Here is a 25,288-nt window from a genome sequence, read left to right on the forward strand (position 1 = left end):
ATTTAGCTTATTTTATAGAGAATGTGAATTTTTGAGAAATAAAATGGTGAGGATTCTACCGAATTCTCACCAAGTTTTTTAGTGGACTAGCCCTAGAATAACCGTAGTTGTAAATTTTGAATGATCAGTCGCTCATCGCGTGATAAATTGAAAGGTCACTTTCGGTAATCGATTGAGCTGGTACAAGTTGATAGTGCTTTTCCGACACCACGAATATTTCATCATCATTCAACATTAGTTCGAACATTGCAATACGTCCTCGTGTCATAAACTGTGCAGAAACAGCTCTGCATATCAGATTAGGGAATTTTTCCGCGCAACATGCAATGTCTTGTCCAGTTTGAACAGAGCCGTGTTTGTCATTTCCACCTTTGGCTTGAACTGGAATAACATACTGGCGCCCATTCCGATCTATTCCTACATAAATCTCATCTATTTCAATCTGACCGATCTTTTTCACCGTTGTACGAAGATGATTCTGTAATGAATAGGCTGTCACACCCATAAATATATCTATCAGGCGGTTATAACGAACTTTTGCCAGTAGCGCTTGCTCATCATTAAGTGCATATGCGCCGATTATCTCTGGTGTAGCATCTGGAATTTTTATAGTAATTAGCTCTTCCCTAGGTATAATTCTGTTAAGTTTGACCTGTTGAAATCTGTATCTTGCACGTCCTGCGCCCTTAATTAACCATTCCATTCCAGGCTCTGCAGTTTCCCGAATTTTTGCAGGTAACTCATTTCGGTAACGAAATGAGTAAGGTAAATCGCCAAGATTGTCCGGTAGTTCGATTCCTAAATGAAGTGCAATATCTTTAAACTCACTACGATCAAACTCGAATTCTTTTATTCCAATTTCATAGTGACGATCAAAAACAACTTGAATAATGGCTTGGTATCTATTTGGTTTTCTTTTTTGACCTTCACTCATGCGGTCTCTCCGAGCTCATTATTTAAAATTTCTGTCTTACGTAAACGCTGTGCGATTGTGTTGTGCGGTACGCTAAAGTAACGGGCAGCGGCTCCCATATCAAAGTCAAGCAATGAAACTTCACCAGTAGAAATTGATTGCGTAGGTTTCGTCGGTTGTTTTCCTAGGGCTTTCATTATTTCCTCGCCCACTACTCGTCCCAGCATTGGTGGCACACTATTTCCAATTTGTCGAAAACCGTGCCATTTTGTTGTGTGAAATCGAAACCAGTCGGGATAGGAGTGTAGTCTAGCTGCTTCTCTCACAGTGATGACACGCGGATGGAAAGGGTGAATCGGTCTCGCTGAAGTAAATGCACCTCGGGCACTATCGGTCCCAGCGCGCAAGGTGTTACATAAACCATCAGGTGGCAATTTCCTAAATCTACTAATTTCTTCGGTCTTCCCGTGCTGTGTTGAGCGGAAACGCTCTTGGGATTGTTCTGTATGTTCAGTACGCAGGCTAGAAGTGAGCAGAGATGTGTCAAAAATTCTAGGATAGCTAAAGTCTTTGGGGTCTTGCGTAAGACCGCGCAAATGAAGCGCATACTCCGCTGTAGTTTCCCATTGAGTACGAACTGAATCTTTTATTTTAAGAGTCTTGAAACTATTAGCATCAGGTAGATCGCCGATCGCTTGCCAAACAGTCGTCATGGGGAGAACTTGTTCTGGATAAGTTGGTTTTACTAAGCCGCGCCTAGTACCTATCAAGAAAAGGCGCTGTCTATCTTGTGGCACTCCAAAACTTGCTGCATTTAGTACCTTATACGGCTGCAAAACGTCATATCCCGCATCTTGAAGCGCATTGATCAATTCGGTTAAAAATTGCGAATGTTTTCCTAAAGTAAGTCCTTTGACGTTTTCAAAAACACAGTATTTCGGTTTTAGTTCTTTTACTAAGCGAACATAGTGAAACACCAACTGATTTCTTGGGTCGTCAAGAGCGCGCTTTCCAATCATTGAGAATCCTTGGCATGGTGCGCCGCCAAATACCACATCGATCTCGCTATTTCCTAAATTTGCCATTTTTCTAATTTCGTCGCCGCTTAGATCGGTAACGCTCTTACAAATGGTAGTTGTATTTGGGAAATTATATTCATGAGTTGCGCAATGTATTGGATCTATTTCTACGGCAGCAACTACATCAAATCCTGCCTGTTCAAACCCAAGTGACAGTCCTCCTGCACCCGCAAAAAGATCGATCCCTACTGGTCGCTGATCTGTATTAACTAAGAAAGTCATTTAATTCACTCTGTAATTTTTCAGGATTCTTCAATTCGCATTGCCATACGGTATGCACATTCCAACCTAGCCTTTCTAAGGCATTGATGTTCTCAGTGTCACGTTCGCGATTGCGGGTAATTTTTGCTGCCCAAAAGTCGGTATTATTTTTTGGCAATCGACCATATTTACAACTATCGTGGCCGTGCCAAAAACATCCATTCACAAATACAACTTTTTTGCGCCCGGCAAAAACAAGATCTGGGCTGCCTGGAAGAGACTTGACATGAAGTCGATATCGAAAACCCATTGAAAATACCAGTCGCCTAACGGCCATCTCGGGACTAGTATTTTTTGATTTAACGCGTCCCATGAGCCAACTGCGATGGGCAGGTGTTAACTTATCCATTTTGCAAGAAATATGGCCGGGTGTGGGCCGTTGTGGCAGGACAGGTCACTTATTCTATCTTGGAGATGATGCTTCTGCCAGAGAAATATACTGTACGTATGAACAGTATGTGCCAATGTCCCGAGTTTTGAGAGTCGCACGCAGTGTTGATCAAGCTAAAACTGCCAGCTTTGGTGTGGAATTTGGCAGAACTAAAGCTGTCCATCTTCTAGGGAGGGCGAACCGATGAGTATCGAAAGACGGATAGATGCGTCAACAGCTGCAGTGATCCATGAGGCACTTCGAATGCAACGTGCGTTCGATGGTTACGTTGCCTTTAAGTTTTTAATACGCCGGGATGTAAGTGAAACTGTGGCTCTTCGAGTGCTAAGTAAAGTCTGTAGCCTCATACGCAAACATTAGACTAGATGTCAAAGAAAATAAAACACCAAAAAGTAGTGCAGATAAAGATTTGCAGTATCGATTTTATTGATTTTTAGAAACTTGTCCTGTGGCACGATAACATTTATCTGAGTCTGGTTGATACATTGCATTCCATTCGTGCACTGAGAAAAACGGTCTCAAAAGAGACCGTTTAATGCAGGGTGTTTTCGATTACACGTCAATATTGCCTGCCCGCAGCGCATTCGCCTCAATAAAGTTCCGACGCGGCTCCACGTCATCCCCCATCAACGTCGTAAAGATCTGATCCGCCGCGATCGCATCATCGATCTGCACCTTCAGCAGACGACGTACGGTGGGATCCATCGTGGTTTCCCACAGCTGCGACGGGTTCATCTCGCCCAGCCCTTTATAGCGCTGCTTCGACACGCCGCGTTCGGCTTCTTCACGCAGCCACAGCATCGCTGCGTGGAAGTCGCGCACGGCGAATTCCTTCATGCGCTCGCCTTCGCCGCGGCGCACGATCGCGCCTTCGCCCATCAGGCCCTGGAACGTGGCTGCCGAGTTGGCCAGCACCGCGTAATCGGCGCCTGCCACGAAGTCGGCGTCGATCGACGTCACCTGCACGTTGCCGTGGTAGATGCGTTCGATGCGCAGCGCGTGCTTTTCCGACAGGTCATCCGAGCGCACCTTGACCTTGACGGCCGGGTCGTTGATCGATTTTTCCATCGCCTGCGCCGATGCTTCGGCGTTCTCGAGCGTGGTCAGGTCCAGTGCGACGCCGCCGCTGAAGATCGCGGTCAGTGCTGCACGGTCGATCACGCGCGTCAGGCGCATCATGATGGTGTTGGCCAGGTTGTACTGGCGTGCCAGTTCGCCCAGCGCTTCACCACTGATCGGCTCGGCGCCATCGCGCGGGATGAGCGACGCGGTGTTCAGCGCGAACGTCATCATGTAGCTGGCTTCTTCGATGTCGTCCTTCAGGTAGCGTTCGTCGCGGCCGGCCTTGACCTTGTACAGCGGCGGTTGTGCGATGTAGATGTGGCCGCGCTCGACCAGCTGCGGCATCTGGCGGTAGAACAGCGTCAGCAGCAGGGTACGGATGTGGGCGCCGTCGACGTCCGCATCGGTCATAATAATGATGCGGTGGTAGCGCAATTTCTCGACGTTGAATTCGTCCGGGCCGATCGACGTGCCGAGCGTGGCGATCAGGGTCGTGATCTGCTCCGACGACAGCATCTTTTCGAAGCGCGCCTTTTCCACGTTCAGCACCTTGCCGCGCAGTGGCAGGATGGCCTGGAATTTACGGTCGCGGCCCTGCTTGGCCGAGCCGCCTGCCGAGTCACCCTCGACGATGTACAGTTCGGCCAGCGCCGGGTCGCGTTCCTGGCAGTCGGCCAGTTTCGACGACAAGCCCAGGCCGTCCATGACGCCCTTGCGTCGCGTCAGGTCGCGTGCCTTGCGCGCGGCTTCGCGGGCGCGGGCGGCTTCGACGATCTTGCCGCAGATGATCTTGGCGTCGTTCGGCTTTTCGGCCAGGAAGTCGGTCAGGGTCTTGGCGACAATCTCTTCGACCGGGCCGCGCACTTCGGACGACACCAGTTTATCCTTGGTCTGCGACGAGAATTTCGGTTCCGGCACTTTCACTGACAACACGCAGGTCAGGCCTTCGCGCATGTCGTCGCCAGAGATCTCGACCTTGGCCTTCTTGGCGAACTCGTGCTCGTCGATGTACTTGTTGATCACGCGCGTCATCGCCGCGCGCAGGCCCGTCAGGTGGCTGCCGCCGTCGCGTTGCGGGATGTTGTTCGTGAAGCACAGCACCTGCTCGTTGAACGCGTCGTTCCACTGCATCGACACGTCGACCGAGATGTTCGTGTTCTGGTCCGACATGCGCTCGCCGGTCGCCTGGAAGACGGTCGGGTGCAGCACGTTCTTGGTCTTGTTGATGTATTCGACGAAGCCGCGCGTGCCGCCTTCGAATGCATAGATTTCTTCCTTGCCCGAGCGCTGGTCGGTCAGCTTGATGCTCACGCCATTGTTCAGGAACGACAGTTCGCGGATGCGCTTGGACAGGATTTCGTAATGGAACTCGACGTGGTTGAAGATGGTCTCGTCGGCCCAGAAGTGCACGTCGGTGCCGCGCTTGTCGGTTTCGCCGATGACCTTGATCGGCGAGACTTCGATGCCGTTGACCATCGCCAGTTCGCGGTTTTGCGGCACGCCGCGCACGAATTCCATCTGGTGCACTTTGCCGTCGCGGCGGATCGTCACGCGCAGCAGTTTTGACAGTGCATTCACACACGACACGCCCACGCCGTGCAGGCCGCCGGAAACTTTGTACGAGTTCTGGTCGAACTTGCCGCCGGCGTGCAGCTCGGTCAGGACGATCTCGGCTGCCGAGCGTTTCGGCTCGTGCTTGTCGTCCATTTTCAGGCCGACCGGGATGCCGCGGCCGTTGTCGGTGATCGAAATCGAGTTGTCCGAGTGGATCGTGACGTGGATTTCGGTGCAATGGCCGGCCAGCGATTCGTCGATCGAGTTGTCCAGCACTTCGAAGACCAGGTGGTGCAGGCCGGTGCCGTCGGACGTGTCGCCAATGTACATGCCCGGGCGCTTGCGCACCGCTTCCAGACCTTCCAGGATCTGGATCGAGGAGGCGCCATAATCATCCACCGGGATGGCGGGGATATTTTCTGCTGGGGTATTCTCGGACATGGACTACTTTCTATAAAACGGGTGGATCCGGGACGGCGCAGGCTGCAACTTCTGGCCTGCGACCCCGGAACCGTCATTCCCGCGCAGGCGGGAATCCAAGTGTGCGTGAACGCCAGCGAACTTGGGTTCCCGCCGGCGCGGGAACGACGGGGTTGGGCTAACTTGTGACGCTAGGTCGCCGGTCAGCCAGCCTTCTTAAATACGCATCGGCATGACGACATACTTGAAGTCGCCGACCTCGGGAATTGAGATCAGCGCCGACGAGTTCGAGTCGCCCAGGGCGATGTTGACCTGGTCGCACTTCAGGTTGTTGAGCACGTCGAGCAGGTAGGTCACGTTGAAGCCGATGTCGATCGAATCGCCACCGTAGTCGATCTCGAGTTCTTCGACTGCTTCTTCCTGGTCGGCATTGGTCGAGCTGATCTTCATGACGCCCGGCTCGATGATGCAGCGCACGCCCTTGAACTTGTCACTGGTCATGATCGCAGCGCGCTGCAGCGAGCGCAGCAGTTCATCGCGGCTGATCGTGAAGTCGTTCTTGTAGCCTTTTGGGATCACGCGCGTGTAGTCAGGGAACTTGCCCTCAACCAGTTTCGAGACCAGCTCGATGTCGGCAAAGGTCAGTTTGACTTGCGACGCGGCGATGTCCAGGCGGACCGTTTCATCGCTTTCTTCCAGCAGGCGCTGCAGTTCGATGATGGTCTTGCGCGGGATGATCACTTCCTGGCGCTCGAACTGCTGTTCGGTTTCCACCGAGCAGAAGGCCAGGCGGTGACCGTCGGTCGCCACGGCAATGATGTTGCTGCCGTCGAGCACCAGCAGCAGGCCGTTCAGGTAATAGCGAATGTCCTGCTGCGCCATCGAGAAGTACACCATGTTGAACAGGTGCTTGAGCGTCTTTTGCGGCAGCGTGACCGATGCGTTGTAGGTGTCGGCGATCGAGACGGTCGGGAACTCTTCGGCCGCAAGCGTCTGCAGCGCGAAGCGCGACTTGCCGCTCTGCACGGCCAGGCGCTTGTTTTGCAGCGTCATCGTGACGTCGCCCGATTCCGGCAGCGCGCGCAGGATGTCGAGGAGTTTGCGTGCTGCGACCGTCGTGCCGGCGACTTCATCGCCCGCGCCGATATTGGCGTGCGTGGTGATCTGTACTTCGGTGTCGGTCGACAGGAACGACACGTTCTGGCCATCTTTGCGAATGAGGATATTGGCCAGAATCGGCATAGTGTGCCGACGCTCGACAATACCACTCACGATCTGCAGTGGCCGGAGAAGCGTATCTCGGGTGGATTTGACCAGTTGCATTTTATCCTCAGTACGTTTGATTGGTTAATTATTACTAAAACGATATTGTGCCATTGCCTGCGGCAAACACAAGGCGTCTGCCCGGCTGCTGCCGGATTACCCTTTCAGGGTCTGTTCCAGCACGTGCAGCTCGTGGTTGCATTCGGGATTCTTCTGGCGGTCGCCCGCGATCTTGCGCACGGCGTGCAACACGGTCGTGTGATCGCGTCCGCCGAACAGTTCGCCGATTTCCGGCAAGCTCTTTTGCGTGAGTTCCTTGGCCAGGTACATGGCGATCTGGCGCGGGCGGGCGATGTTGGCCGGCCGGCGCTTCGAGTACATGTCCGCGACCTTGATGTTGAAGAAGTCCGCCACCGTCTTCTGGATGTTTTCCACCGAGATCTGGCGGTTCTGCACCGACAGCAGATCTTTCAGCGCTTCTTTGACGACATCAATGGTGATGTCCTTGCCGTGGAAACGCGAGTACGCCAGGATCTTGCGCAGTGCACCTTCGAGCTCACGCACGTTCGAGCGCAGGTGCTTGGCGACGAAGAAGGCGACGTCGTCCGACAGCGTCACGTCTTCGGATTGCGCTTTTTTGAGCAGAATCGCGACGCGCATTTCCAGCTCTGGCGGCTCGATCGCCACTGTCAGGCCGGAATCGAAGCGCGAGATCAGGCGGTCGTCCATGCCCGTGATCTCTTTCGGATAGGTATCTGACGTGATGATGATCTGTTTCTTCGCGGCGATCAGCGCCTCGAACGCATAGAAGAATTCTTCCTGCGTGCGGCTTTTGCCGCCAAAGAACTGAATATCATCGATCAACAGCATGTCGAGCGAGTGATAGTAGTGCTTGAAGTCGTCGAAGCCCTTGCGTTGATAGGCGGTCACGACGTCGCGCACGTACTGCTCGGCGTGGATGTAGCGGATGCGCGCGTTCGGCTGGTCGGCCATGACCTGGTTGCCGATCGCATGGATCAGGTGGGTCTTACCCAGGCCGACGCCGCCATAGAAGAACAGCGGGTTGTACGACACGCCCGGGTTGTTCGCCACCTGGATCGCGGCGGCGCGCGCCAGCTGGTTGGCCTTACCGGTCACGAAGCTGTCGAAGGTCAGCTCGGTGTTGATGCGGCTTTGCTCGCGTTTCGGCGAGTTGGCGATGTTCAGGTTCTGGTTGTGGCTCGGGCCGTTGCCACTGTTCGGGCTCGGGTGTTCAGCGCCGGGCGCCGGGCGCGGGGCGTTGAAGTCGACCGTTGCGGTCGAACCGGACGCACCGGCGCTGACCGTGTTGCGCGACGGATGTGTTTTGGGGTCGAGCACAAACTGCACCTCGACCGGCGCTTCCCAGTACTGGGCTGCCAACTCCGTGATGCGGGTGGCAAACTGTGTCTTGACCCAGTCGAGCTTGAAGCGATTCGGTGCGGCCACGCGCAGCTTGCCATCTTCGTAGTCGAGGGCGACCAGCGGTTTGATCCACGCGCTATATTGCTGTGGCGTGAGCTCGAGCTCTAGCTGCGCGGAACAGGTCTGCCAAAAATTTTCCATTACTTCGCTTGTTGATACGTAACACGCTATTTTACCCGCACCGGACAAAGTTATCCACAGGCGCTACACATATTTTCCACCGAAACGGCCTGTCGGGGTGCCCGGCAGCGGGGCCGGGAAGGGCGGTGATGGCGGCTTGCGAAACAACATCCACCTTGACACTGATGCGCGAATTAGAGTCTAATTCAGGGTTCCCCGTCCGTGCACCGTGTCAGGCTGATAATTTCAGCGGCTGGTAGTCGGGCGAAGAGAGACCTGTGGCATGACGCGAGCTTAATCTGCGAAATTGTCATCGGCGCCGAATCTGACTCAAGTCAGACCCGATTTTGCATCTTATTTTGCTTTAAGCGAGACCACCATGAAACGTACTTACCAACCTTCCGTCGTCCGTCGCAAGCGCACGCACGGCTTCCGCGCACGTATGGCTACCCGTGGTGGCCGTCAAGTCCTGAACGCTCGCCGCGCCAAAGGCCGCAAGCGTCTGGCTGTCTAAGTCACACACCGCACGTTGCGGTCAGTGATGACAGGCGAAGGTTCGCACGACTTCGCGCGCGTTCGGCGCATCGTTAAAACGGATGAATTTTCATCCGTTTTTCGTTTGCGGCCAGCGCAAAAAACGGCGCATTTCGTGCTCTATACGCGACCGAACGCACTGCCGCATGCGCGGCTGGGCGTCGTTGCGGCCAAGCGCTTTGCGCCGCGCGCGGTCACGCGCAACACGATCAAGCGCCTCACGCGCGAACTGTTCCGCACCACCGGCCTGCCGCCTGTCGATTGCATCGTCCGCTTGTCGCGGCCGGTCAACGGCAAGGATGGCCCGGCCACGAACCGGGCCCTGAAGGCCGCGTTGAAGGTGGAACTGACGCGCCTGTTCGCGTCGCAGCTGCGGCGCCCGGCGCCGGTGGACGCGGCATGAAAGCGCTGCTCGTCTCGCTGTTTGTCGGGATCTTGCGCGGTTATCAACTGCTGATCTCGCCGATGCTCGGGCCGCGCTGCCGTTTCTATCCCAGTTGTTCCAATTATGCGATCGAAGCGTTGCGCGTCCACGGCGCTGCACGCGGCTCATGGCTGGCCGCGCGCCGCGTGGGCCGCTGCCATCCGTGGCACGCCGGCGGCCTCGACCCGGTGCCGCCTCACGGCGCCAAGGAATCCCATTCAGCCGCTTGCGGTTGCAACCACTCCTGAAGACTCCAATGGAATTCAATAAACGTACTGTCCTGTGGATCGTGTTCGCCATTTCCCTGATTGTTCTCTGGAACAATTGGATGGTGGCTAACGGCAAACAGTCGATGTTCTCGCCGGCGCGTCCGGCCCAGGTTGCCCAGCAAAAGACATCCGATGTGCCGGCTGCACCGCAAGCGGGCAGCAATGCCGTGCCCGGTGTGCCGGCCACGCCAGGTGCGCCTGCTGTTCCTGGCGGCGCGCCAGTGGCCGCCGTGGCAAGCCCGGTCGTTACCGTCACCACCGACGTCGTCAAGGTCGACATCGACCCGGTCGGCGGCGTGATCAAGCGCCTCGAGATGCTCCAGTACCGCGATCACTTCGACAAGACCAAGAACCAGGTCCTGTTCAGCGTGAACGGTCCGAACGTGTACCTGGGCCAGACTGGCCTGATCGGCACCACCGCCGCTGGCGTGCTGCCGAACCACACCACGCCGTTCACCGTGCGTCCTGGCGTGCGTACGCTGGGCGCGAATGGCCAGGTGCAGGTCGTGATGGATGCGGAGCAGGGCGGCGTGCGCCTGACCAAGACGCTGACGTTCCGCAAGGGCGACTACCTGATCGGCGTGCGTCACGACGTGACCAATATCGGCACGGCGCCGGTCCAGCCATCGCTGTACCTGCAGCTGCAGCATGACGGTACCAAGCCGGCTACCGATTCGTGGTTCATGCCAAGCTACACCGGTCCGACGCTGTACACGAACGCGGACAAGTACCAGAAGCTGACCTTCGAGAAGATCGAAAAGGGCAGTGCGGATCACGCGCTGAAGGCCGACAACGGCTGGGTCGCGATCTCGCAGCACTTCTTTGTCTCGGCCTTCATCCCGGCCGACCGTACGCCGCGCGACATCTTCACCAAGAAGATCGCCACCAACCTGTATGCGATCGGTACCGTGCAGTCGATGGGCACCGTGGCGCCTGGCGCCACCGTGTCGGTTGACTCGCGCCTGTATTCGGGTCCGCAAGACGAGCGCACACTGGAAACCATCACCCCGGGCCTCGAGCTGGTGAAGGACTACGGCATGCTGACCGTGATCGCCAAGCCGATCTTCTGGGTCATGACGCAGCTGCACGCGATGCTGGGCAACTGGGGCTGGACCATCGTCGCCCTGACCATCCTGATCAAGCTAGCGTTCTTCCCGCTGTCGGCGGCAGGTTATCGCAGCATGGCCAAGATGCGTGTGGTCACGCCAAAAATGCAGGCGATCCGCGAACGCTTCAAGAGCGATCCAGTCAAGATGCAGCAAGCCACGATGGAGCTGTACAAGACCGAGAAGATCAATCCGCTGGGCGGCTGCCTGCCGATCCTGGTGCAGATGCCGGTGTTCTTCGCCCTGTACTGGGTGCTGCAGGCGTCGGTCGAGATGCGCGGCGCGCCATGGATCGGCTGGATCCAGGATCTGACGCAGCCTGACCCGTTCTACATCCTGCCGGTCATCTATGCGGTGTCGATGTTCATCACGACCAAGCTCAATCCGCAGCCGACCGACCCGGTGCAGGCCAAGATGATGCTGTTCATGCCGATCGCGTTCTCGGTGGTGTTCTTCTTCTTCCCGTCCGGCCTCGTGCTGTACTGGGTGGTCAACAACATCCTGTCGATCGCGCAGCAGTGGGTCATCACGCGCAAGTTCGAGACGGCCGCAGCGAAGTAAGCTGCCCCGGTCTTGACGAGAAACCCGCGCCGTGTGCGCGGGTTTTTTTTGGCGGGTGTGGTGGACTTGGATTCCCGCCTGCGCGGGAATGACGTGCCGGTTGTGCGGGCCATGGCCATGCCGCAGCCCGCAGCTTGAAAACCGTCGTTCCCGCGAAGGCGGGAACCCAAGTCATCCCCCATACCCATCACCCGTATCCCTTACAATCGCTCCATGAAACTCGATACCTCACCCATCGCCGCCATCGCCACTGCCTCGGGCCGCGGCGGCATCGGCGTCGTACGCGCCTCCGGCAAGGAACTCGGTGCGCTGATCGCCGCGTTGTTCCCCGGTGCGACGCTCGCGCCGCGCCATGCAACCTATATCCCGTTCAAGGCCGCCAACGGCGACATCATCGACGAGGGCCTGGCCCTGTACTTCCCGGGACCGCATTCGTACACCGGCGAAGACGTGCTGGAACTGCAGGGCCACGGCGGCCCGATCGTGCTGCAGATGCTGCTGGGGCGTGTGCTCGAAGCGGGCATCAGCATGGACCTGCGCCTGGCCGAACCGGGCGAATTCACGCGCCGCGCGTTCCTCAACGACAAGCTCGACCTGGCCCAGGCCGAGGCGGTGGCCGACCTGATCGACGCCTCCACCGAAGCGGCCGCGAAGTCGGCGTCACAGTCGCTGTCGGGCGCGTTTTCGCAGGTGGTGCACACGCTGGTGGACCAGACGACCAATCTGCGCATGCTGGTCGAAGCCACGCTCGATTTTCCGGAAGAAGAAATCGACTTCCTCGAAAAGTCGAACGCGCGCGGCCAGCTCGCCGGCATCATCACGGCGCTGGAACACGTATTCCGCCAGGCGGCGCAAGGCGCGCTGCTGCGCGAAGGGTTGAATGTCGTGCTGGTCGGGCAGCCGAACGTGGGCAAGTCCTCGCTGCTGAATGCACTGGCCGGCGCCGACGTTGCCATCGTCACGCCGATTGCCGGCACCACGCGCGACAAGGTCAGCGAGACGATCCAGATCGAGGGCATCCCGCTGAACATCATCGACACCGCCGGCATCCGCGCGATCAGTGACGAGATCGACGTGGTCGAGCGCATCGGCATCGAGCGCACCTGGGGCGAAGTGGGCAAGGCCGACGTGATCCTGCACCTGCTCGACGCGAACCTGGGCCCGAGCGCGGCCGACGAAGCCATCGTCGCAGCCTTCCCGGCCAACGTGCCGGTGGTGCGCATCTGGAACAAGATCGACCTGTCGGGCCACAAGCCGTCAAAAGATGAAAGCACGGACGCTGTGCACCTGTATCTGTCGGCGCACGAAAAGCTCGGCATCGACCTGCTGCGCGCCGAACTGCTGCGCATCGCCGGCTGGCAGCAGACGGGTGAATCGCTGTTTCTGGCGCGCGAGCGGCATCTGATTGCGCTGCGCGCGGCCAGCGACCATCTGGAGCTGGCGCGCCAGCATGCCATGCAGGATGACCAGTCGCTGGACCTGTTTGCCGAAGAGCTGCGGCTGGCGCAGGATCAGCTTTCCAGCATCACCGGGCAGTTCACGCCGGATGATTTGCTGGGGGTGATTTTCGGGCGATTCTGTATCGGAAAGTAAGCGTCGCGTGCGCTGGGGCCCGGCATGCTAGGCTTGGAACATGGACCAGCACATGACCTCTTCCAAGCTTCACCCCGCGCGCCGCACGGCGCTGCGTCTGACCGCCGCAGCTCTTGGCGCCTGCCTGCTCTCATCCTGCGCCAGCGTCCTCGGCCCGCGTCAGGTCGAGCTGCCGCTGCACAAGCTGCAGTCCAGCCTCGACAAGCGCTTCCCGATCAACGAACGCCTGCTCGACATTTTTGACGTTCAGCTCACGCGCCCGCAACTGTCGCTGGTGCCGGACCAGGACCGGGTCGCGCTTGCCGTCGATGCATCGGTCGCGCCGCCGTTTGCACGCGCCTGGGCCGGCAATGTCGCGTTCTCGGGCCGCCTGTACATCGATCCGGGGCGCGCCGCCGTCATGATGGCCGAGCCGCGCGTCGACCGCCTGCAGCTTGGCAATCCCGACGCCGAGCGCCAGTTGACGCGCGTGGCCAACACGCTGATCGACACCGTCGCGCGCGACATGCCGGTATATGCGTTCGACCAGAGCGACTTGCGTTACGCCGGCGTGCAGTTCGTCCCGACGCGCATCCAGACCACCCGCACGGGCCTGTTGGTCACGCTCGAACCGGCGAAGTAACGTAATCCGCTCCGCATGTTGCAGTTGCGTCAAATTGCATCGGCACGGCAGATCAGGGATTGCACCCACATTGCATTCGGAGCACACTGATACGCAAAGAACCGCAGTGCTGGGTTCGCCAGTTGGGCTCCCGCTTGCGCTTTCTCATGGGCATGGAGTTCCACTGAAGTAATCTTTCTCTGACTTCAGGTTGCCGTATCAGGGGGTGGATCTTGGAAACGACTTATGAGAGTTTTCCGAACGGTGGCAGGCCGCTTCAGGCGCCGCCCGTCTCGGTTGCCGCCGCCGTGAGCGCCGCGCCCACCCGCGCCAACCTGCCCGCCAAGGGCTCGTGCTGGTATTGCGAAAAGCCGCTCGACAGCGTGCGGCGCTTCTGCGGCAAGCCCTGCGCCGATGCCTTCGACGAAGAGGCCGAGTTTACGCGTTGAGGTCTGGCGGCGATGCGTTGCCTGCCTGCGCCAGCAGCAGCAACGCATGTTCGAAATCGAAGCGCTCGATGGACTTCTCCAGTGCCGCCATGCGGTCGGCGCCCAGCGTGACCAACAGGCGTGGCCGTAGCAGCGCCACCAGCTCGGGTGCGCGGCCATCGCCGATGTCGAGCATCGCGCGCAGCCGCGCCAGGTCGCGCGCATCGACCGGCAGCGCTGGCGCTGCCGTTGACGACACCTCCGGCAAAGGCGCCACAGCCGGCGCCGCCAGCAGCGCATTCACTTCCACCAGCACCCGCGTCAGCTCACAGTCCAGCGCATCGATCAGCGCCGGCGGCGCCGCGCCGTCAGCTTTGAGCGCCAGTTCGGCCTCGAGCGCCAGGCGGCGCAGCGGGAGTGCCTCCATCATGCCGGCCGCGCCCTTGAGCGTGTGGGCGATGCGCTGTGCCAGCACGGTGTCGCCGGCGGCGATGGCGGCTTGCAGGCGTGGGATCAGGTCGCGGTAGTCACCGGCGAAGCGCGCCAGCAGGCGCAGGAACATCGCACGGTCGCCCATGACCCGGTCCAGGGCGGCCGCCAGGTCGATGACGGCTGCGGCGTCGCCGCTCGGGGCGCTCGTCACCGTGTAGTGAACGACCAGGTGCGCGTGACGGCCGCACCATTGACCGTGCCGGCGAAGCTGACGTCGTAGACGGTGGACCCGCGCAGCGGCTGCAGCGGGATGATGGCGGCAGCAGGCTTGTTGTCGGACAGCGGCAGGACGCGCAGCACGGCCAGGTCGCTGCCGCCGCGCGGGCGCACGCTGAAACTGGTGACCGTGACGCTGGCATCGAGGTTGGTGTGCACGCTGATCGGATAACCCACTTCGTTGGCGTTCGGGACCGGGTCGGGCTGTTCGGTATTGCTGAAGAAGTTCGGCACGACCTGGGTCTGGCCATTGAACGGCCAGGTGACGAGCGTGCCGCGGGCGATGCCGGGGCCGAAGCCGTCGCGGCTGGCGAAATCGGCCGTGAAGTAGCGGTAGCCGCTGCTGGCCGTGGCCACGCCGGTACCGATCTCGCGGAACATCGGCTCGAAGATCACGAAGCGGTGGTAGATCGCGGTAATCAGTTCTTCGGCCATGTAGAAGCCGGAGCCGTTGCGGCTGCCCGAGATGACTTCGCCATAGGCATAGCCACGATCGGCGCGCAATGTGTAGCCGGCTGCGTTCAGGCGCGCCCCCAGGTCGGCGCCGGTAAAGCCCTGGCGCCCGGCGATCTGGTCGTGGCTCATGAGGTTATTGACGCGCAGGTATTCGGCATGCCCGAGCGCGGCGTTGTTGATCTGCGCGTTCTCGGACACCTGCGGTACCTTGATCTGGCTGCGCCGGTAGTTGATCCAGTTGCGCCCGTCGACAGCGATATTGCCAGTCTGCGTCGGCGCTGCGACTCCGGTGGGGTCGGGGGCCACGGACGAATCTGGATTGACGGCGGTGCCGCCGGTGACCTGGCCGGACAGGCTGTCGCTATCGCTGCTGCCGCAGGCAGCCAGGCCCAGGACGGCAGCCAGGGCTGGGATCATCAGCTGCCAACGGAGCGTATAGCTCATTTTACAACTCCTGTCAATACGGGCTTAATTCGATATTCTAGGGCAAATCTTGACGTCATGGCGGGTGGTGACGTCAACGCGCAACCACCTTGATTTGCAGGCTGTAGAATAAGCCATCATTTATCTTGTCGAGTCGTCCATTGAAGCCTATTAACCAACAACGCCTCGCACGCGCCAAGTTCGCCCTGCCGAGTTCCGTCACGTTGCTGTCGATTGCCTGCGGCTTCGCCAGTATCGTGATCTCGGTCGACAATGCGCGCGTGGGCGACCCGGGCGACTTCCGCCTGGCCGCCATCCTGCTGGTGCTGGCTGGCGTGTTCGATGCGCTCGATGGCTTCGTGGCGCGCGCGACCAACACCCAGTCCAGCTTCGGTATGCAGCTCGACTCGATCGCCGACGTGATGAACTTCGGCTGCGCCCCGGGCCTGCTGCTGTACTGCTACGGCTTCACGCAACTGAACGACGTGCATCCGACGCTGGTGCGCATGGGCGGCCTGGCCTGCTTCGTGTTTGTGACCTGCGGCGCGCTGCGCCTGGCGCGCTTCAATATCAGCCAGGGCCGCACCGACCCGCGCTATTTCGTCGGCATGCCGATCACCGCCGGCGCGGCCTGCGTGTCGGCCGTGGTCGTGGCCTGGCCCGATCCGGTCACCCAGATGGCCCAGGCGTTCATGGTCGCGGGTCTGATGGTGGTGGTTGGCGCGCTGATGGTGTCGACCATCCGCTTCCCCAGCTCCAAGCACCCGAGCGGCAAGCTGATGATCGTCATCGTCGCCGTCTGCGCGGCTTTGCTGGCCGTGCTGCAGACACGCTTCTTCGTGCTGTTCTTCCTGGTGTACATCAGCCTGACGCTGCTGCTCAATATCGGCTGGAAGATGGGCTGGCGCGGGGTGGCGCAGCCAAGGGTCTACGAAGAGGATTGACGGTAGGGTGGACGGGTCCCCCCGTCCACGCGGTGATGGTTAGCGGCGAGATCATCCGGCGCGAAAACGGCGCCGATAGCGATCGCCGCGTGGACGGCGTAGGGTGGACGGGTATCCCGTCCACGCGGTGATGGTTGGCAGTGAGATCATCCGGCGCGAAAAACAGCGCCGATAGCGATCGACGCGTGGACGGCAGAGCCGTCCACCCTACGTTCAAGTATCGCGGCCAGAGATGATCACAGCGTCAACGCACAGCCGCCCCCACCACGCCCACGGAACCGACCTTCAGGCGAACTTGTCGAGCATCGCTGCCAGGTGCGCGGCCCGTTCCCGCGCCTCCGGCAGGTCGGCCGCGCCGCTGGTCTGGGTCACGATCGACGCGGTCAGCAACTGCACGAACGAGCGGTCGAGCGCCTTGCGCGCCGCCGCCATCTGCTGCGCCACTGCGTCGCAGTCCAGTGGCGTGTCGGCCAGCGCGATGAGTTTTTGTACGCCGCGCAGCTGGCCCTCGATCCGTGCCAGCCGGTTCAGCAGATCCTTCTTTTGCGGCGCCGTCAGCGCCTTGCCTTCGACGATCTTGACGTGGGCCTCGAGCATCATGCGACCTCGTGGCCGCGCGCAGCGCGCAGGATCTGGAACCAGTCCTCGCGCGACAACGCGAACGTCGTGCCGGCCACCGCGTCGGCAATCGCCGCGATGCGGCCGGTGCCGGTCAGTGGAATCGGCCGGCTTGGCAGGCGCATGATCCACGCGAACACCACGCTGGCAAACGGCTGGTTCAGCCGCTCGGCAATACTCTGGATCGTCTGGCGCAGCACGGCCGCGCGCTCGTTGGCCGGGTCGAACAGGCGTCCACCACCGAGCGGCGACCAGACCATCGGCGCAATCCCCAGGTCTTGCAGGCCGTCGAAGGTTTCGTCGAACAGGGGCGCCGTCACCAGTGGCGAGAACTCGACCTGGTTGGTGCTCAGGGCGACGCGGCGATTCAGTGACTCGAACTGGTGCCGCGTGAAATTCGACACGCCCACGTGGCGCACCTTGCCGGCCGCCTGCAGGCGCGTAAACGCTTCGGCGATCTCGTCGAAGTTCATCAAAGGGTCAGGGCGATGGATCAGCAGCAGATCGAGGTGATCGGTGTGCAGGCGGCGCAGCGATTCTTCGGCCGACGCAATGATGTGCGCCGCATCGGTGTCGTAATGCTGGATCGTGTGGCCGGGATGTTTGGCCGACATGAGCCGGATGCCGCACTTGCTCACCAGTTCGATGCGCGCGCGCAGCGACGGCTGGGCGCGCAGCGCCTCGCCAAACAGCATCTCGACGCCGTAGTCGCCATAGATGTCGGCGTGGTCGAACGAGGTCACGCCCAGCGCGATGCATTGTTCGATGAATTCCACGCGCGCCGCGACCGGCATCGCCCATTCGGTCATGCGCCACATGCCGGCGACGATGCGCGAGAGCGTCGGGCCGCCTTCGCGCGTGAGGGTGCGGGAGCAGCGCAGATCGGCAGGCAGGGCAGGCGACATCGTGTTTCTTTCGTCATGACAGGATTACACGATTATAGCGGTAGCCGATACGTCGTTCCCGCGCAGGCGGGAACCCAAGTTGCGCACCCTTGCTGCAACCTTGATCTCGGCACGCAATGGGCTTGGATTCCCGCCTGCGCGGGAATGACGGTTCAGCGTTCCAAGGTGAATGACTACGCATCGTTTCGAGGTAAAAAAAAGCCCGCCGGCGCTGCTGCGCGGGCGGGCTTGTCGGATCAGGCGACCGGATTACTGCATCCAGAGACGCATCGAATCCCAGGCGCGGCCAAAGATGCTCGCTTCCTGGACTTCTTCCAGCGCGACCACTGGCAGCACCAGCAGCGGCTTGCCGTCGACCGTCATCTTGAGGGTGCCGACCGCGCCATTGCGCGCCAGCGGCGCGACCAGCGGATCGCGGCGCTCCAGCACCGGCTTGAGTTTACCGGCCACGCCCTTCGGCACCGTCACCAGGATATCGCGCGTGAAGCCGATCTTCACGGTCGGCTGGCTGCCCTTCCAGATCTGCGGGGTCTGGATCGCCTGACCTTTCGAATACAGCTTGACGGTGTCGAAGTTCTGGAAGCCCCAGTTCAGCAGCTTCTGGCTCTCTTGCGTGCGCACCTCGGTCGAGCTGGTGCCCAGTACGACGGCGACCAGGCGACGCTCACCGGTGCTGCCGTTCGGACGGCGCGCCGATGAGATCATGCTGTAGCCCGACGAATCTGTGTGACCGGTCTTCATGCCGTCGACGGTCGGATCGAGCCACAGCAGGCGGTTGCGGTTCTGCTGGGTGATCTTGTTGTACGTGAACTGCTTGATCGAGTCGATCTTGTAGAACTCGGGGAAGTCGCGGATCACGTGCGAGGCCAGGTTGGCCAGGTCAGCGGCGGTCGAGTAGTTGTTCGCGTCCGGCAGGCCGTGCGGGTTGGCAAAGCGTGTGCTCTTCAAACCAAGGCGCTGCGCTTCGCGGTTCATCAGCGTGACGAAGGTGGCTTCGTCGCCGGCAACGGCTTCGGCGATCGCCACGGCGGCGTCATTGCCCGACTGGATCATCAGGCCATGCAGCAGGTCGCTGATCGAGACTGGCACGCGCGGGTCGATGAACATCTTCGAGCTGCTGCTGTCGACTTTCCAGGCGCGCTCGGACACATTGACCATCTGGTTCATCGACAGGCGCTTGTCGCGGATCGCCGAAAACGCGACATACGCGGTCATGATCTTGGCCAGCGATGCCGGTTCGATGCGCATGTTCTGGTCTTGCGACGCGATGACCTGGCCGCTTGTGGTGTCGAGCAGTAACCACGACTTGGCTGCGATGGATGGAGCCGGCACGGTTTGCGCACTGGCCGAGATCATTACCAGGCTGGCGGCAAAGGCCGCTAACAGTTTTTTCATGGAAACGTTCGTCATTGTAAAAGGTGGAGCGGTGGTAGAGCGCAAGGCAATGCCCGGGGGCACTGCCTCAAGAGAAGGGAATGATTATAGGGGACTGTGACCGTTAAATGTCACGGCGCCACAGTTGAACGACCAGATTTTTAATATGGCCGAGCCGGCGATGGAAGAAGTGGTCGGCGCCCGGAATGATGATCACCGGGATATCCAGCGGGCGTGCCCAGTCGAATACCTGCTGCATTGTGATCGTGTCGTCCTGCTCGCCGTGGATCAGGATCGTGTCTTGTGGCACGGGCGGCATCGGCCATTTGCCGGCCGCGGTGCCTACCAGCACCAGGCGCTCGGGCGCGCGGCCCTCGGCTTCCAGGCGCAGCGCGAACTGCGCCTGCACGAAGGTGCCGAACGAAAAACCGGCGAGCGTCACCGGCAGGTCGGGGTAGCGCGCGCGCATGTGCTCATACATGATGGCCATGTCGTCCACTTCGCCCTTGCCGTCGTCGTACACGCCTTCGGATTCACCGACACCGCGGAAATTGAAGCGCGCCACGGCGTAACCCAGCGTGACGAAGGTGCGCGCCAGCGTCTGCGCCACCTTGTTTTCCATGGTGCCGCCGTACAGCGGGTGCGGGTGCGCGACCAGCGCGATGCCGCGCGGGGCGTCGTCGGGCAGGTCGAGCAGGCATTGCATCTTGCCGGCGTCGCCGTCCAGATAAAATTTTTGCGAGTGGATGTTCATGGTCAGATCTTGAGACGATCGACGACCTTGCCGCCGACCAGATGGGTATCGATGATGTCGTCGATGTCTTCGTTATCGACATAGGTGTACCAGACGCCTTCCGGGTACACCACGAGCACGGGGCCTTCTTCGCAGCGGTCGAGGCAACCGGCCTGGTTGATGCGTACTTTGCCTTCGCCGCTCAGGCCCAGTTCCTTGATGCGCTTCTTGGCGTGTTTCTGGGCTTTTTCAGAGCCGCACTTGCCGCAGCTCTGGCGCGCATCCTTGCCTTCGCGCTCGTTCATGCAGAAAAAGACGTGGTGCTGGTAAAACGGTTGGTCGGTCATGGCGTTCTCGTCGAAAAAGGCAGAAGTATTATCTTACTGGCGATTGAGTTTATGTGACGGCAGTAGCAGGAACCAGAGCGCGAAGAACGGCCAGCTCAGTGACAGGAACCATGCCGCGCCATTGAAGTTCAGGAATTTTCCCTGCACCCAGCCCTGCAGCGTGGACGAGAAATATGGGTTCACCGGAATCGTGTTGACGACCACCAGCGCCAGTATCAGCGTCACCACCGCCAGACGCCGCTGCGCTACTTGCGGCGCAAAGACCAGGCCCGAGAGCATGATCATGCCGATCAAAAAGCCCCCTTCAGCGCCCGGCGTCACCCAGACGAACGCGTTGTCGGGTCGGAACAGCAGCGAGCTGGCAAACGCCTTGAGCGCCAGCGCCGACCCCAAGAGAGCGATCATCAGCCAGAAGCGCGGGGCGCCGCGCCGCACGAGGCACATCAGCGTGAGCGCCGCGCCGGTCATGCCGCAGGCAGTGATGATGGTCTCGGACAGCCAGTACTGCTCGACGCTCATCGTCACGCCGGGGCGCAGCATGGCCACCAGGTCGATGTCGGTATCGAACCACGACGACAGCCAGCCGGAGACGATCGGCAGCACCTGGCCATGGCCGAACAGATAGCTTTGCGGGTAGATCTGCGCCAGTGGCCACATGGCCACCAGCACCAGGCCCTGGCTCGCATGCGGCGCGAACCAGCGCTGGCGCAGCTTGAACAGGCGGCTGCGATCGAGCAGGCCAGGCGCCCACAGGGCGCCTAGCACGGCGCCGAGCAGCGCGCCGCCCGCATTGGTGACGAAGTCGAGGTTCGACGGCACGCGGCTGGGCAAAAAGTTCTGCACCGTTTCCATGACGCCGGTGGTGAAGATGCCGATCAGCGCGGCCAGCAGCACCGCCCAGACGCCGCGCACTCGCGGATAGAACGACAGCACCAGCAGCATCCCGAACGGGATGTAGCCGACGATATTGACGCCGACGTCGAAGCCCGTGAAGTAGCGCTGCTTGACCAGGTTCAAAAATGCCAGCGGCGCTACGCCCGTATCGCGCCAGCCGGTGAACGGAAACCAGCTGGCGTAGATGATCAGGAGCAGATACGCCATCAGCGCGGCGCGCACGATCGGCGAGCCGCGCGAGCGCCCGGCTGCGACTTCGGCGGAGATGGCCTCGTCGCTCATTTGCCCTGCAGGTCGAGGGTCGACAGCCAGTTCTTGAGATCGAGCGCGATCCGGTCAGTGCCGGCAGCCAGTGCGGCCACGCCGCCGGCGGCGTCCTGGCTTGGGGCAGGTGCGCTGTGCGCAAAGCTTTTCTGGGCCACCAGGCGATGGTCGGCCAGGACCGACGCGCGCAGCAGGATCTGCCCTTCGCTTGCGCTGGTGCTCGAAAAAGCGTGCACGAAGTCGTCGACCTCGATGCGCAGGATCGGCACGCGGTTGGCGGCGTCGGTGGCCGACAGCACCGTGACACCGGCCTGCGCCAGGCGCACCTTCAGGCGCCGCGTGACCAGGTCGAGCGGTGTGCCGCTCCAGCGGCTGCCGGCGTAGGTACGGGCTTGCAGCGGATCGGCGTAGTTCAGCCGGTAGACCATGCGCTCGTTGTCGAGGACAGCGCCGCCGGTGGCGTCCATCACGACGATCGGAGGCAGTTGCGACGATGGATTGGCAGCCGTGAACAGCTGGACCGATGGCGCGCCGAAGTCATAGATGGTATTGGGCGCGCCTTTGTTGCTGGCGCAGCCGGCCAGTAGCGCGGCGCCAGCAACGGTCACGGCAACGGCGAGGCGGTAGGGGCGGAAATTCACGGTGGTCCTCATTTGGTCGGGGGCGCGAAGCCCGGCTCGCCCGGTCCGGGCGCATCGCCCGGTGTGCCGAACAGGATGCTTTGCGGGCGGTCGGAGAACGAATTCGCGGTGCGGCGCACGGCGCGCAGCGAGGCGCGTGCTTCGTCGGTCATCTGCACCACGTGCGGCAGCGTCTCCAGTTCCAGTTCGCTGGTGGCTGCGCCGAGCGCGCCGATGGTGCTGTTCAGGCGTTCGATCGGGCCATCCGGCGCTTGCAGGCGCGTGGCCAGGTTGTCGTAGTTGCGCGTCATCGATGTGGCGCTGGTGGCCAGCGTGTCGATCGAGTCCATGCTGCGGTCGGCTTTCGTGATCAGTGACGGCAAGCGGTCCAGCACCGGATCGAGCCGCTGCGGGATTGCCGCGTAGGCGTCGGCGGCGCGGTCCACGCTCTCGAACGCGCCGAGCATCGTGGCGCGGTTCTCGGGGCTGAGCAGCTCGTCGAGGCTGGTCGTGATCTTTTCGGCCTTGTCGAGGATTGCCAGGCCGCGGTCTTCGAGCTGGTCGAGCAGGCCGGGGCGCAGGGGGATGCGGGCAATGCGCTCGCCGCCGGTGGCCAGGCGCGGCGACCCGGTGCGCTCGTCATTGAGCTGGATGAACGCGATGCCCGTCACGCCCTGGTAGCCAAGCGAGGCATAGGTGGTGCTGGTGATCGGCGAGGCTTCGTCGACCGACAGGCGAATCAGGATCTGGCCGGTAACGCGCGGATCGAAGTCGATGGTGTCGACGCGGCCGATTTCCAGGCCCCGGTAGCGCACCGTCGCTTGCGGGTTCAGGCCGGGGATCGACTGCGTGGTAACGATCTCGTATTGCACCAGTTCGGTCTTGTCGCGGTTGAACCAGAGGCCGATCAGCACCGTCGCCACCAAGAGCGCGATCGTGAAGATGCCGGTCATCAGCGCATGTGACCTGTTTTCCATACTAGTGTGTCTCCGATTCGTTCTGGGCCCGGCGCTCGTCGAGCACTTCCAGTGCCCGCTGGCCGCGCGGGCCCAGGAAAAAGTGTTTGATGAACGGGTGCTCGACCTTGAGCACGTCGCACGACGGCCCCACTGCCAGCACGTGTTTTTCGGCCAGCACCGCGATGCGCGAGGACAGCGCGAACAGCGTGTCCAGATCGTGCGTGACCATCACCACCGTCAGTTTCAGTTCGCGGTGCAGCGTCTGGATCAGCGTGACAAAGGCGTCCGACAGGTCGGGGTCCAGACCTGCGGTCGGCTCGTCGAGAAACAGCAGCTGTGGCTCGAGCGCCAGTGCCCGTGCGAGTGCTGCGCGCTTGACCATGCCGCCGGACAGGTCGGACGGCATCTTGGCCGCGTGTTCCGGCCCCAGGCCCACCATGTCCATCTTGAGCAGCACCGCGTCGCGGATGACGTCCTCGGGCAGCGCATGCAGCTCGCGCATCGGCAGGGCGATGTTGTCGAACACGTTCAGCGCCGAGTACAGCGCGCCCTGCTGGAACAGCATACCCCAATGGTTGCGCATGCGTTGCAGCTGCTCCGGCTTGGCCGCGCTGATGTCTTCGCCGAACACGTGCACGCTGCCCTGCGACGGGCGCTCCAGGCCCAGCATCTGGCGCAGCAGCACGGTCTTGCCGGTGCCCGAGCCGCCGACGATCGACAGGATCTCGCCATCGTAGATCTCGAGGTTCAGGTCCTGGTGCACGACGGTGCGGCCGAAGCGGGTCCACAGGTTGCGGATCTCGACGACGGGTTTGCCCACATCTTCGTCGGGCCGCAGGTTCAGGCGCTGGGGGGATTGTGCTTGGGTGTCCGCCATCAGAATCCCGTGTTGCTGAAGATGATTGCATAGACCGCGTCGGCCAGAATCACCACCGTGATCGCGGTGACGACCGAGGTCGTGGTGCCGCGCCCGAGGCTTTCGGTATTGGGCTTGATGCGCAGGCCGAAGTGACAAGCGATCAGCGCGATCAGCACGCCGAAGGTCGCGCCCTTGAGGAGGCCAATGGTGTAGTTCACGAACGGCACCGCGTCAGGCAGCTTTTGCAGGAAGTAGCGAAACGACATGCCCATCTCGATTTTTGCCGACACCATGCCGCCCAGCAGGGCCATCGCATCGGTCCAGACCACCAGCAGGGGCATTGAGATCGCCAGCGCGATCACCTTCGGCAGGATCAGGCGATAGCCGTGCGAAACGCCCATCACCAGCATCGCATCGAGTTCTTCGGTCACGCGCATGACGCCCAGTTGCGCCGTGATCGATGAGCCCGAGCGGCCCGCAACCAGGATCGCGGCCAGCAGCGGGCCCAGTTCGCGGATCACCGCCATGCCGAGGATGTTGACCAGGTAGGCGTCGCCACCGAACATGCGCAGCTGCTGCGACGACAGGAACGACAGCACGATCCCGATCAAGAAGCCCACGATCGCCGTGATGCCCAGCGCCTGGAAACCCGAGTGATAGATATTGGCCGAGATTTCGCGCCACGGGCCGGTAGCCGGGCGGCGCGCAAAGCGCCACAGGTCCTGGACCACGATGCCGATCAGGCCAATGAAGCTGCGCAGGTGCGCGAAGAAGTCGAGCATGCCGGCGCCGAGCTTGATCAGCCAGTCGAAGGGGCTGACGCGCTGGCGCGGCAGTGTGATCTTGCTGGCTGCTTCGATGCGCTTGAACAGGTCTTCCTGGCGTGGGTCGAGCGTGAGGCGCGGTGGGCGCTGCTTGTTCCAGGTATTCCAGAACATCTGGGCGCCGATGTGGTCGAGGCTATCGACACCAGAGAGATCCCAGGTGCAGGCGGATTTGTCTTTCAGGCCCGCGAGCTGGCGCGTGATGCCCTTCAAGATACCGTGCTGCGACAGGCCGTGGACTTGCCAGACCCCGCTGGCGATGACAGATTGGCCCGCCCCCTGGGCGGCCTGTTGAATGGTTAATGTTGGCGCATTTTCAATCTGCATTGCGGCAGTGT

General features: G+C 60.8%; 26 protein-coding genes. 8 read left to right on the forward strand and 18 right to left on the reverse strand.

The window, feature by feature from the left end:
• Positions 1–124: 124 nt before the first annotated feature.
• From HD842_RS13695 to dnaA, 6 genes are all read right to left on the reverse strand, one after another.
• Positions 125–934 (reverse strand): endonuclease, encoded by an 810-nt coding sequence (locus HD842_RS13695; RefSeq protein ID WP_183555229.1) that lies wholly within the window; start codon positions 932–934, stop codon positions 125–127.
• Complete coding sequence (locus HD842_RS13700) at positions 931–2,214, reverse strand: DNA cytosine methyltransferase (protein ID WP_183555230.1); 1,284 nt, start codon at positions 2,212–2,214, stop codon at positions 931–933. The genes HD842_RS13695 and HD842_RS13700 overlap by 4 nt, the downstream gene beginning before the upstream one ends.
• The gene (locus HD842_RS13705) at positions 2,198–2,602 is read right to left on the reverse strand and encodes a very short patch repair endonuclease (RefSeq protein WP_183555231.1); all 405 of its coding nucleotides are present in this window, start codon (positions 2,600–2,602) and stop codon (positions 2,198–2,200) included. The genes HD842_RS13700 and HD842_RS13705 overlap by 17 nt, the downstream gene beginning before the upstream one ends.
• Positions 2,603–3,196: 594 nt before the next feature.
• Positions 3,197–5,701, reverse strand: coding sequence for a DNA topoisomerase (ATP-hydrolyzing) subunit B (gene gyrB, locus HD842_RS13710; RefSeq protein ID WP_183555232.1), 2,505 nt, complete (start codon positions 5,699–5,701; stop codon positions 3,197–3,199).
• Between the two features lie 195 nt (positions 5,702–5,896).
• The gene (gene dnaN / locus HD842_RS13715) at positions 5,897–7,003 is read right to left on the reverse strand and encodes a DNA polymerase III subunit beta (protein ID WP_183555233.1); all 1,107 of its coding nucleotides are present in this window, start codon (positions 7,001–7,003) and stop codon (positions 5,897–5,899) included.
• A gap of 96 nt (positions 7,004–7,099) precedes the next feature.
• Positions 7,100–8,527 (reverse strand): chromosomal replication initiator protein DnaA, encoded by a 1,428-nt coding sequence (gene dnaA, locus HD842_RS13720; protein WP_183555234.1) that lies wholly within the window; start codon positions 8,525–8,527, stop codon positions 7,100–7,102.
• A gap of 358 nt (positions 8,528–8,885) precedes the next feature.
• Between dnaA and rpmH the strand changes: the two genes are divergently transcribed.
• From rpmH to HD842_RS13755, 7 genes are all read left to right on the forward strand, one after another.
• Positions 8,886–9,020, forward strand: coding sequence for a 50S ribosomal protein L34 (rpmH, locus tag HD842_RS13725; RefSeq protein WP_040378179.1), 135 nt, complete (start codon positions 8,886–8,888; stop codon positions 9,018–9,020).
• A 27-nt stretch (positions 9,021–9,047) separates the two neighbouring features.
• Complete coding sequence (rnpA, locus tag HD842_RS13730) at positions 9,048–9,443, forward strand: ribonuclease P protein component (protein WP_183555320.1); 396 nt, start codon at positions 9,048–9,050, stop codon at positions 9,441–9,443.
• Positions 9,440–9,712, forward strand: coding sequence for a membrane protein insertion efficiency factor YidD (gene yidD / locus HD842_RS13735; protein ID WP_183555235.1), 273 nt, complete (start codon positions 9,440–9,442; stop codon positions 9,710–9,712). The genes rnpA and yidD overlap by 4 nt, the downstream gene beginning before the upstream one ends.
• 8 nt (positions 9,713–9,720) lie before the next feature.
• Positions 9,721–11,400 carry a membrane protein insertase YidC gene (gene yidC / locus HD842_RS13740; RefSeq protein ID WP_183555236.1) on the forward strand — a complete coding sequence of 560 codons (1,680 nt, stop codon included), beginning with the start codon at positions 9,721–9,723 and terminating at the stop codon, positions 11,398–11,400.
• A gap of 213 nt (positions 11,401–11,613) precedes the next feature.
• Positions 11,614–12,993, forward strand: coding sequence for a tRNA uridine-5-carboxymethylaminomethyl(34) synthesis GTPase MnmE (gene mnmE, locus HD842_RS13745; RefSeq protein ID WP_183555237.1), 1,380 nt, complete (start codon positions 11,614–11,616; stop codon positions 12,991–12,993).
• A gap of 52 nt (positions 12,994–13,045) precedes the next feature.
• A complete protein-coding gene (locus HD842_RS13750) occupies positions 13,046–13,615 on the forward strand; it encodes a DUF1439 domain-containing protein (protein WP_183555238.1) in 570 nt (189 codons plus the stop codon).
• A 212-nt stretch (positions 13,616–13,827) separates the two neighbouring features.
• A complete protein-coding gene (locus tag HD842_RS13755) occupies positions 13,828–14,043 on the forward strand; it encodes a hypothetical protein (RefSeq protein ID WP_183555324.1) in 216 nt (71 codons plus the stop codon).
• Here HD842_RS13755 and HD842_RS13760 read toward each other — a convergent pair.
• Together HD842_RS13760 and HD842_RS13765 are read right to left on the reverse strand one after the other, a co-directional pair.
• The gene (locus HD842_RS13760) at positions 14,033–14,665 is read right to left on the reverse strand and encodes an Hpt domain-containing protein (RefSeq protein WP_370660835.1); all 633 of its coding nucleotides are present in this window, start codon (positions 14,663–14,665) and stop codon (positions 14,033–14,035) included. The two genes, HD842_RS13755 and HD842_RS13760, sit on opposite strands and share 11 nt — an antisense overlap.
• A complete protein-coding gene (locus HD842_RS13765) occupies positions 14,662–15,630 on the reverse strand; it encodes a CAP domain-containing protein (RefSeq protein ID WP_183555239.1) in 969 nt (322 codons plus the stop codon). Before HD842_RS13765 ends, HD842_RS13760 begins: the two co-directional genes overlap by 4 nt.
• Before the next feature lie 140 nt (positions 15,631–15,770).
• On the opposite strand from HD842_RS13765, the gene pssA reads away from it, so the two are divergent.
• A complete protein-coding gene (pssA, locus tag HD842_RS13770; protein WP_183555240.1) occupies positions 15,771–16,553 on the forward strand; it encodes a CDP-diacylglycerol--serine O-phosphatidyltransferase in 783 nt (260 codons plus the stop codon).
• Positions 16,554–16,838: 285 nt separating this feature from the next.
• On the opposite strand, the gene HD842_RS13775 is transcribed toward pssA, so the two are convergent.
• The 10 genes from HD842_RS13775 to HD842_RS13820 form a co-directional block, all read right to left on the reverse strand.
• Complete coding sequence (locus HD842_RS13775) at positions 16,839–17,153, reverse strand: metal-sensitive transcriptional regulator (RefSeq protein WP_308638431.1); 315 nt, start codon at positions 17,151–17,153, stop codon at positions 16,839–16,841.
• Positions 17,150–18,076, reverse strand: coding sequence for an aldo/keto reductase (locus HD842_RS13780; RefSeq protein ID WP_183555241.1), 927 nt, complete (start codon positions 18,074–18,076; stop codon positions 17,150–17,152). Before HD842_RS13780 ends, HD842_RS13775 begins: the two co-directional genes overlap by 4 nt.
• Before the next feature lie 249 nt (positions 18,077–18,325).
• Entirely contained in the window at positions 18,326–19,471 is a 1,146-nt protein-coding gene (locus HD842_RS13785; RefSeq protein ID WP_183555242.1) for a D-alanyl-D-alanine carboxypeptidase family protein, read from the reverse strand.
• Between the two features lie 103 nt (positions 19,472–19,574).
• On the reverse strand, positions 19,575–20,204 hold the full coding sequence (locus HD842_RS13790; RefSeq protein ID WP_183555243.1) for an alpha/beta hydrolase: 630 nt from the start codon (positions 20,202–20,204) through the stop codon (positions 19,575–19,577).
• Positions 20,205–20,206: 2 nt separating this feature from the next.
• A complete protein-coding gene (locus tag HD842_RS13795) occupies positions 20,207–20,530 on the reverse strand; it encodes a (2Fe-2S) ferredoxin domain-containing protein (protein ID WP_183555244.1) in 324 nt (107 codons plus the stop codon).
• A 33-nt stretch (positions 20,531–20,563) separates the two neighbouring features.
• A complete protein-coding gene (locus HD842_RS13800; protein WP_183555245.1) occupies positions 20,564–21,706 on the reverse strand; it encodes a VanZ family protein in 1,143 nt (380 codons plus the stop codon).
• A complete protein-coding gene (locus HD842_RS13805) occupies positions 21,703–22,329 on the reverse strand; it encodes an ABC-type transport auxiliary lipoprotein family protein (protein ID WP_370660836.1) in 627 nt (208 codons plus the stop codon). The genes HD842_RS13800 and HD842_RS13805 overlap by 4 nt, the downstream gene beginning before the upstream one ends.
• A gap of 8 nt (positions 22,330–22,337) precedes the next feature.
• Positions 22,338–23,285, reverse strand: a complete 948-nt coding sequence (locus HD842_RS13810; protein WP_183555247.1) for an MlaD family protein — start codon at positions 23,283–23,285, stop codon at positions 22,338–22,340.
• Position 23,286: 1 nt separating this feature from the next.
• The gene (locus HD842_RS13815) at positions 23,287–24,144 is read right to left on the reverse strand and encodes an ABC transporter ATP-binding protein (RefSeq protein ID WP_183555248.1); all 858 of its coding nucleotides are present in this window, start codon (positions 24,142–24,144) and stop codon (positions 23,287–23,289) included.
• On the reverse strand, positions 24,144–25,277 hold the full coding sequence (locus tag HD842_RS13820) for an MlaE family ABC transporter permease (protein ID WP_183555249.1): 1,134 nt from the start codon (positions 25,275–25,277) through the stop codon (positions 24,144–24,146). The genes HD842_RS13815 and HD842_RS13820 overlap by 1 nt, the downstream gene beginning before the upstream one ends.
• Positions 25,278–25,288 lie beyond the last annotated feature (11 nt).

Origin of the sequence: Massilia aurea (assembly GCF_014200505.1) — a bacterium.
Classification (GTDB): Bacteria; Pseudomonadota; Gammaproteobacteria; order Burkholderiales; family Burkholderiaceae_D; genus Telluria; species Telluria aurea_B.

Bases quoted from the DNA above. Each gene is read 5' to 3' on its own strand.
- gyrB (WP_183555232.1), bottom strand. From the start codon at position 5,701: ATGTCCGAGAATACCCCAGCAGAAAATATCCCCGCCATCCCGGTGGAT.
- HD842_RS13695 (WP_183555229.1), bottom strand. From the start codon at position 934: ATGAGTGAAGGTCAAAAAAGAAAACCAAATAGATACCAAGCCATTATT.
- dnaN (WP_183555233.1), bottom strand. From the start codon at position 7,003: ATGCAACTGGTCAAATCCACCCGAGATACGCTTCTCCGGCCACTGCAG.
- HD842_RS13765 (WP_183555239.1), bottom strand. From the start codon at position 15,630: ATGAGCTATACGCTCCGTTGGCAGCTGATGATCCCAGCCCTGGCTGCC.
- yidC (WP_183555236.1), top strand. From the start codon at position 9,721: ATGGAATTCAATAAACGTACTGTCCTGTGGATCGTGTTCGCCATTTCC.
- mnmE (WP_183555237.1), top strand. From the start codon at position 11,614: ATGAAACTCGATACCTCACCCATCGCCGCCATCGCCACTGCCTCGGGC.
- HD842_RS13790 (WP_183555243.1), bottom strand. From the start codon at position 20,204: ATGAACATCCACTCGCAAAAATTTTATCTGGACGGCGACGCCGGCAAG.
- HD842_RS13780 (WP_183555241.1), bottom strand. From the start codon at position 18,076: ATGTCGCCTGCCCTGCCTGCCGATCTGCGCTGCTCCCGCACCCTCACG.
- dnaA (WP_183555234.1), bottom strand. From the start codon at position 8,527: ATGGAAAATTTTTGGCAGACCTGTTCCGCGCAGCTAGAGCTCGAGCTC.
- HD842_RS13800 (WP_183555245.1), bottom strand. From the start codon at position 21,706: ATGAGCGACGAGGCCATCTCCGCCGAAGTCGCAGCCGGGCGCTCGCGC.
- HD842_RS13750 (WP_183555238.1), top strand. From the start codon at position 13,046: ATGACCTCTTCCAAGCTTCACCCCGCGCGCCGCACGGCGCTGCGTCTG.
- HD842_RS13810 (WP_183555247.1), bottom strand. From the start codon at position 23,285: ATGGAAAACAGGTCACATGCGCTGATGACCGGCATCTTCACGATCGCG.
- HD842_RS13795 (WP_183555244.1), bottom strand. From the start codon at position 20,530: ATGACCGACCAACCGTTTTACCAGCACCACGTCTTTTTCTGCATGAAC.
- HD842_RS13820 (WP_183555249.1), bottom strand. From the start codon at position 25,277: ATGCAGATTGAAAATGCGCCAACATTAACCATTCAACAGGCCGCCCAG.
- rnpA (WP_183555320.1), top strand. From the start codon at position 9,048: ATGACAGGCGAAGGTTCGCACGACTTCGCGCGCGTTCGGCGCATCGTT.
- HD842_RS13775 (WP_308638431.1), bottom strand. From the start codon at position 17,153: ATGATGCTCGAGGCCCACGTCAAGATCGTCGAAGGCAAGGCGCTGACG.
- rpmH (WP_040378179.1), top strand. From the start codon at position 8,886: ATGAAACGTACTTACCAACCTTCCGTCGTCCGTCGCAAGCGCACGCAC.
- HD842_RS13815 (WP_183555248.1), bottom strand. From the start codon at position 24,144: ATGGCGGACACCCAAGCACAATCCCCCCAGCGCCTGAACCTGCGGCCC.
- yidD (WP_183555235.1), top strand. From the start codon at position 9,440: ATGAAAGCGCTGCTCGTCTCGCTGTTTGTCGGGATCTTGCGCGGTTAT.
- HD842_RS13700 (WP_183555230.1), bottom strand. From the start codon at position 2,214: ATGACTTTCTTAGTTAATACAGATCAGCGACCAGTAGGGATCGATCTT.
- HD842_RS13785 (WP_183555242.1), bottom strand. From the start codon at position 19,471: ATGAAAAAACTGTTAGCGGCCTTTGCCGCCAGCCTGGTAATGATCTCG.
- HD842_RS13705 (WP_183555231.1), bottom strand. From the start codon at position 2,602: ATGGATAAGTTAACACCTGCCCATCGCAGTTGGCTCATGGGACGCGTT.